4 protein-coding genes are annotated in these 8,009 nt (G+C 45.9%); 1 reads left to right on the forward strand and 3 read right to left on the reverse strand.

Features of this window, described 5'->3' with window-relative positions:
* Together ACTHR7_RS10610 and ACTHR7_RS10615 are read right to left on the reverse strand one after the other, a co-directional pair.
* Positions 1-3,144: ESPR-type extended signal peptide-containing protein (locus ACTHR7_RS10610; RefSeq protein WP_440370787.1), on the reverse strand; the 3,144-nt coding region annotated here is incomplete at its 3' end.
* Positions 3,145-3,704: 560 nt separating this feature from the next.
* Positions 3,705-4,325 (reverse strand): L-threonylcarbamoyladenylate synthase, encoded by a 621-nt coding sequence (locus tag ACTHR7_RS10615; RefSeq protein ID WP_107811117.1) that lies wholly within the window; start codon positions 4,323-4,325, stop codon positions 3,705-3,707.
* A gap of 198 nt (positions 4,326-4,523) precedes the next feature.
* Here ACTHR7_RS10615 and dusA point away from each other — a divergent pair, with 198 nt between their 5' ends.
* On the forward strand, positions 4,524-5,528 hold the full coding sequence (gene dusA, locus ACTHR7_RS10620; protein ID WP_440370789.1) for a tRNA dihydrouridine(20/20a) synthase DusA: 1,005 nt from the start codon (positions 4,524-4,526) through the stop codon (positions 5,526-5,528).
* A gap of 237 nt (positions 5,529-5,765) precedes the next feature.
* On the opposite strand, the gene ACTHR7_RS10625 is transcribed toward dusA, so the two are convergent.
* Positions 5,766-8,009 (reverse strand): YadA family autotransporter adhesin (locus tag ACTHR7_RS10625; protein ID WP_440370788.1); only part of this gene is annotated, 2,244 nt, incomplete at its 5' end.

Here is an 8,009-nt window from a genome sequence, read left to right on the forward strand (position 1 = left end):
GGTGCTGCCGCTGTCGCCGTTGAAGGTCAGGCCTTTGCTGTCAACGGCGGTTTTGGCATCTACGCCTTTTTGGATGTTATCTTTAGTGCTTTGAGCGAGATCGATACTGTAATCAGTTGTTACTGCACCATCGGCTGCAGTTGTAGCATTGGAGGTCAAATTCAAAGCATTGGAAACTTGTACCGTTGCTTTATCTGCGCTGACGGTATAAGTGGTTTCTTTGCCTGAAGTTGTCTTATTGACATGCGCGTTGCTGCCTGCCGCTACCTTGGTTGTAGTTTTGGCATTATTGATGGCATTGGCTACATCGCCGGCAGTCGCTACACCGGCAGTCGGTGCGGACACTGTGCCATTATTATTGACAGACAATGTGCCTTGAGTAACGTTGATTTGAACTTTTGATGCATTCTCGCCATCGGTAACTGCAACGGTCGTCAAGTTGCCATTAGCGTAGTTGACTGTACCGTTGTTATTGATACGGGATTTGTCTGTACCGTTTTGTTGGATATTGTGTCCAACATTGTTCATCACTGTGTACAGTTGGCTACCATTAACTGCATCGGTTGAAGTGGCGGAAATACGGCCTGCGGCAACATTGTGAATTTGGCGTTCATTGCCTGCGCTGCCTACAGAAACCGCGCCTGTTTTAGAGGATGAAGAAGCAGCATAGCTGACATTGGTCGCAGCACCGCTATCGTTTTTGAATGTCGCATTTTTAGCTGTTGCATCAAAATTATTGGCGGTACCAACAGCACCATTACCCAATGCAACAGAGCTACCGATCGTAGTCGTCGCACCATTACCCAACGCAACTGAATCGCTTCCAGTCGCTTTTGCATTATTACCACCGGCAAAACTATTCTGCCCGGCAGCTTGGGCTGAGGAACCAATAGCGGTGGAATAAAGGCCTGAACTGTTTGCCTGTTTACCAATGGCAATAGAATAAGCTTGCGTTGTCTGTGCCTGATGGCCGATTGCAACAGAATCATCACCGACTGCATTTGACAAATAGCCCATTGCCGTACCGTTATTTTGTGCCGCTGCCCTTGCACCGACAACGGTTGCATTTTCGTAGTTGGCTCTACTGTGGGCACCGACGACTACAGAGTAATTGTAATTATTTTCTGTATTCAAACCTATGGCGATAGAACCTGTACCGCGGGAATTGGCATTAGAGCCTAAGGCAACAGCGCCAACAGTTCCAGAAGTTACCGTTGCATTTGGACCAACAGCAACAGAAGACGAACCAAGTACGTTGGCATTATGACCTAAAGAAACACTACCCGTCGCACCAGTGCTTGTTGCTGCATTTGGTCCGATGGCAATCGAATTGGTTGCTTTTGCGCCATCATTATTCCAGTTTTTCGTACCGTCAGTTTTGCCTTCTTCTGACTTAACAGAAAAATAACGAACGCGTTCAAGCGCATTCAATACGCCATAAAGTTGAGAGCCGTTGATTGCATCAGTAGAGGTAGCGGAAATATCGCCGGGGGATACATTAATGATTTGACGTTCGTAACCTTGAGAACCGACAGACACAACATCACCGGCATCGGTAGTTTGACCGCCTGCCCAAGTGTAGGTCACACCCATGATTTCGCGTTGAACGTATGCCTGACCTTCTTTATCAGTTTTAGAAGCCGTACCCAAAGCCACAGAGTTCAGCAAAGTAGCCTTCGCACCTGTACCCAAAGCTACACCGCCAAAAGCAGTCGCCTGAGATTTAGTACCAATAGCCAAAGATAAATCGGCAGATGAGTTAGACTGCACACCCAATGCAACAGAACCTTGACCGGCAATGGTATTACCATAAACCCCGCTATTCATTGTATCTCCGGTCATTTCTTTATAGATATCCCGCAGATTTTTACCACGTAGCGCATATTCACCAACTTTCGCACCTTGGGCATTGTATTTGATGAATTTGTCCGTTGCGCTGCCTGAATATTGGGTACCACCAACACTATCAAGGTCATCACCACCCACCGAGATAGATGAATTACCCTCAGCTACAACATTACCACCAACCGCAATAGATTGGTCACCCTTTGCCCACGCGCCCTCAGGTCTGCCCTGTGCATCGACACGGTTACCTGAACCAATAGCAATAGCCTGAGTTATCTTAGGACTACTTGAATCGCCTACTCGAGCCGTATTACCAATAGCAATATTATTGTGAGTTAAACCCGGGTGCATAATGTTTTGGGAAAGAACCCCAGATGCACGTCCAATAGCAATCGTACCAAGGCCGGTTGCATTCGCGTCTGCACCAAGTGCAATAGCACTTGATAGCGCACTACCCGAACTTGGAGAATTTGCCACTGCACTTTTACCGATGGCAATGGTGTTTCCAGTTTGAGCTTGGGTTGAATTACCTATAGCGATAGACTCACTTTGATAACCCACTGCATTGGTACCGATTGCAATGGCATTTTGCGCATTGGCTGCAGCCTGACTGCCGCTGCCAATCGCAATGCCGTCTTGACCTCTTGATGTACTGGATTTACCCAAAGCCATTGAGCCAATACCATAAGCCTGAGCTTCATTACCAAGCGCTGTAGTACTAACATTGTTGGCAAGAGCATTCTTACCTACCGCTGTCGCTTGCGTACCATTTGCTTTGGAATCTGCACCCAATGCTGTTGAATCTGCAGAAACAGCATTGGCACTTTTACCTATCGCTGTTGCATTTGAACTACTTGCACTTGTATCTGCACCCATCGCAACAGCATGATTTTGAGTAGCTTTGGCATTTGTACCAACAGCAAGGCTGTTATTATGTGTTGCATTTGCACTCGTACCTACCGCAACTGCACCATTAGCCGTAGCATTGGCTGATGCTCCTACTGACAGGGCACCAATACCGGTCGCTGTTGCACCACTAACCGCAGTAGCACTGGTCGGAGGATCAACCGCAATTTTTCCTTGTTGAGCAGTTGCCGCATACGAATTACCTGCACCCAAAAGAGCTGCCGAAATTACTGTCAATCTGAAAACTGTCGCAATACCATTTTTACCGGATTCGGCAGATACATCTGTACTGTTTTGTTCTGCGGACGATTTCACACGGCCTTTGGCTAATTCGGACGTTACAACGAAAGATTGAATCGTACGGTTCCAAACGACTTTAAATATCTTATTCATTAGTGTGTCTTTCTCTTTTTATGATGAGTAAAAGCGTAGGCGTGAGCATGACGCTACTTTAAAAAATCTATTGCGGAGGATTTCCCTGCAAAATGCTTGCTTCGAGCTGACGTTTATTGTCACTTTAAGACGAAATTTAGGTCTTTCACTATCTCGAAATGAAATAGTATTTCATACTTACTAAAATATCCGCTAGTCAGAAATATCAACCGATTATCTTTAATTTCTAAATGAAATTACGGCTTTCAACCAAAAAACCAATCATCAAAAGGGTTTCAGCCATGTTTCTATTGATAAGCGGTTTGTTGTATTCCATTGACAAGTCATAAGCAAGTACAGTAATCATGCAACTCATATGCCAATTATTTAAAATATTATTTATTAAAAAACGAAAGAAAAAGGCCGTCTGAAATGTTTCAGACGGCCTTTAATGAAATGATATTGAACAACTACTTACATTGAATAATTTGGTTTTTAAGCTATCAATAAAATCGGCAATATGCTTTTAATACATAATAGAAAGAACACGCATATCCCTACTTATACAAACGCGGGTGGTTTTACAAACCGAATACGGCAATATCGCCCTTGCCTTGACGAATCAGCTCGGTACCATCGGTCATATCGATAACCGTCGTCGGCTCAGTACCGCACCAGCCACCATCAATAACCAAATCAACAGCATGCTCAAGACAGTCTCGGATTTCGTATGGATCGGTCAATGGCTCGTCGTCTTCGGGCAGCATGAGGGTGCAACTTAAAATAGGTTCGCCCAATTCTTGCAAAAGCGCCAAGGCAGTAGCGTTATTGGGAACACGCAGGCCGATGGTTTTGCGCTTGGGATGAAGCGTGCGATTGGGTACTTCTTTGGTTGCCTGCAAGATAAAGGTGTAGCTGCCGGGCGTAGCTGCTTTGAGCTGGCGGAATTGGGCATTATCTACTTTGGCGTAAGTCCCCAATTCGCTCAAATCGGCACACATCAGGGTCAGATGGTGTTTTTGATCGATTTTACGAATCGCGAGAATGCGCTCCATCGCGTTTTTGTCACCGAGTTTGCAACCCAGCGCGTAGCAGGAGTCCGTAGGGTAAACGATAACGCCGCCACTGCGGACAATGTCGGCGGCTTGTTTGATGAGGCGGTCTTGGGGATTATCGGGATGGATGGCGAAAAATTGTGCCATGTTTTTTTCCTTATCATTCTAATGGTTTGTTGTTTGACATTTTAAAACTTATTTGGCCGTCTGAATATTGGATTTCCACCACCATGAATGGATTTAGCCTCAGCTACAACACCTTATATATCATTTTGATTTACTGCTAATATCGAAAGTCAATTTGATACACTATATAATGCATTATTTTGTTTGAAAGCCATCTCAATGCCTGCTTCTTCCCTACCTTCCCACCGCTTGTCTGTTGCACCCATGCTCGATTGGACAGACCGACACTATCGCTTTATGGCGCGACAAATTACGCGCAATGCCTGGCTTTATAGCGAAATGGTCAATTCAGGCGCGGTGGTTTACGGAGATAAAGACCGCTTTTTGAGTTTCAACGAAGGCGAGCAACCGGTAGCTTTACAGCTTGGCGGTTCAGATCCGCATGACTTGGCAATCGCTACCAAAGCGGCTGAAGCGTATGGCTATAATGAAGTCAACCTAAATTGCGGCTGTCCCAGCCCACGCGTTCAAAAAGGCGCTTTCGGCGCTTGCCTGATGAATGATGTAGATTTGGTGGCAGATTGTTTGAACGCGATGCAGGATGCAGTTGAAATTCCGGTGACGGTCAAACACCGCATCGGTGTAGACAGACAAACAGAATATCAAGTCGTAGCAGATTTTGTGGGAACATTACACAAAAAAACAGCCTGCCGCACATTTATCGTCCATGCGCGTAATGCTTGGTTAGACGGTTTATCCCCGAAAGAAAACCGCGAAGTCCCGCCACTCAAATATGAATACGTCTATCGCTTAAAACAAAATTTTCCCGACTTGGAAATTTTGATTAACGGCGGCATCACCACCAACGAAGAAATCGCCGAACATCTGAAATTTGTCGATGGGGTCATGATCGGGCGCGAGGCTTATCATAATCCAATGCTGATGCGCAATTGGGATGTACTGTTTTACAACGACACACACGCACCAATCCAATACGCAGATTTAGCAGCTTGGCTATACGCATACAGCCGCGAACAAATCGCCTCAGGGCGCGGCACCATCCTACGCCACATCGTCCGCCATGCACTGGGCTTGATGCACGGCCTAAAAAATGCCCGCACTTGGCGCCGTATGCTCTCAGATGCCGCTTTGCTGAAAGACAACGACGGCAGCCTGATTCTAGACGCATGGAAAGAAGTCGAACGCGCAAATATTTGGGACTAATGCCATATCGTGCGAATAAATGAAAGGCCGTCTGAAACATCAAATGATGTTTCAGACGGCCTTTTAAATTACAACAGACTGCTAAAGATATATTCATTTCTCTTTGGCTACTATGATGATTAATTCATCGAATAAACCCAACACATAATCTAAGCATAAAAAAATGCGGCCTAAATAGGCCGCATTTACTTTGCTTTGTCTTTTCAGACGGCCTTTTCAGGCCGTCTGAAAGTCAGATTACCATTGGTAACCAACTGCTGCGGTAGCACCGAAGTGACCACGTGAGTTGCCGGAAGCAGTACCTTTGATGATCCAGTTACCACCATCGGAGATGCTAGAGAAGCCGACAGCGTAACCGGTTTCACCGCGGTAGTGACCGCCACCGATAGCCAGCATGCTCTTACCTGGCAAGTAAGCTTGTGGCAGACCGGCAGTAGCCAGAGCTTGAGCCACACCTGCGCGGGCGTTGTTGTCAACCTTGTTCACATTGCTGTTCACATCGCCGAATTTTTGGTTCAGCTGGTCAACGTTAACTGCATCGGTACCTTTCTTACCTGGAGCAACATTTTGGATAGTAGTGTTGCCGGCATCGATACCACCTTGGTTGATGGTTACAGGACCTGCTTTCAGTTCGTTAGTAGTAACACTATTAACGTGCAGATCAGGGTTCATGCTGACTTTCAGCGCATCGCCGTCTTTCTTAACGGAGACGTTTTTCCCCAGATTCTGACCGTCAACTGTAATAGTATCCCCACCTTTAATCTGAATAGTGTTATTCAGCGGTTTGGTGATTTCAGCGTTCTCTTCATCACGCAAACCGAAGGTGCCGTCAGCATCTTTACCGTTTTTACCATCTTTACCGTCTCTAATGATGGTGGTAGTGGTGTTACCGTTGCCGTCTTTGATGGTTACAGTATGTTCGCCTTTAGCTGTAGTTTCAACTTTAGCTTCAGCGTTCTTACCATCTTTCACAACTTCAGAAGTGGTACCGATGACTTTACCATCTTTATCCAGGTTTCTAACAGTGATAGTGGTTTCACCTTTAGCATCATCACGTGTAACTTCAGCTTCAGCTGACTTACCATTGTCGCCGGTATCACCCTTAGCTGCAGCTGTACCATCTTTAACAATGGTAGTAGTGGTATTACCTTCGCCATCAGTGATGGTTACAGTGTGAGTGCCGTTGCCGTTGTCTTTAACTTCGGCTTTGGCATTCTTACCGTCTGCACCGGTATCACCTTTGGCACCGTCTTTAACGATGGTAGTAGTGGTTTTACCTTCGCCATCAGTGATGGTTACAGTGTGAGTGCCATTGCCGTTGTCTTTAACTTCGGCTTTAGCATTCTTACCGTCTTCACCTTTAGCACCGGTATCACCTTTAGCTGCAGCTGTACCATCTTTAACAATGGTAGTAGTGGTATTACCTTCGCCATCAGTGATGGTTACAGTGTGAGTACCGTTGCCGTTGTCTTTAACTTCGGCTTTAGCATTCTTACCATCTGCACCAGTTGCACCGGTAGCGCCAGTTGCACCGTCTTTAACGATGGTAGTAGTGGTATTACCGTTACCGTCTTTGATCGTTACAGTGTGAGTACCGTTGCCATTGTCTTTAACTTCGGCTTCAGCGTTCTTACCGTCTTTAATGATGGTAGTAGTGGTATTACCTTCGCCATCAGTGATGGTTACAGTGTGAGTGCCGTTGCCGTTGTCTTTAACGTCAGCTTTAGCATTCTTACCATCTGCACCTTTAGCACCGGTATCACCCTTAGCTGCAGCTGTACCATCTTTAACAATGGTAGTAGTGGTATTACCTTCGCCATCAGTGATGGTTACAGTGTGCGTACCGTTACCGTTGTCTTTAACTTCAGCTTTAGCATTCTTACCATCTGCACCAGTTGCGCCAGTTGCACCGTCTTTAACGATGGTAGTAGTGGTATTACCGTTACCGTCTTTGATGGTTACAGTGTGAGTGCCGTTGCCATTGTCTTTAACTTCGGCTTCAGCGTTCTTACCGTCTTTAACGATAGTAGTAGTGGTATTACCTTCGCCATCAGTGATGGTTACAGTGTGAGTGCCGTTGCCATTGTCTTTAACATCGGCTTTAGCATTCTTACCGTCTTCACCTTTAGCACCGGTATCACCCTTAGCTGCAGCTGTACCATCTTTAACGATAGTAGTAGTGGTATTACCTTCACCATCAGTGATGGTTACAGTGTGAGTACCGTTGCCGTTGTCTTTAACTTCGGCTTTAGCATTCTTACCATCTGCACCAGTTGCACCAGTAGCGCCAGTTGCACCGTCTTTAACGATGGTAGTAGTGGTATTACCGTTACCGTCTTTGATGGTTACAGTATGAGTACCGTTGCCGTTGTCTTTAACTTCGGCTTCAGCGTTCTTACCGTCTTTAACGATAGTAGTAGTGGTATTACCTTCGCCATCAGTGATGGTTACAGTGTGAGTGCCGTTGCCATTGTCTTTAAC

The organism is Neisseria sp. P0007.S010, from assembly GCF_051962875.1.
In the GTDB taxonomy this organism is placed as follows: Bacteria; Pseudomonadota; Gammaproteobacteria; order Burkholderiales; family Neisseriaceae; genus Neisseria; species Neisseria subflava_A.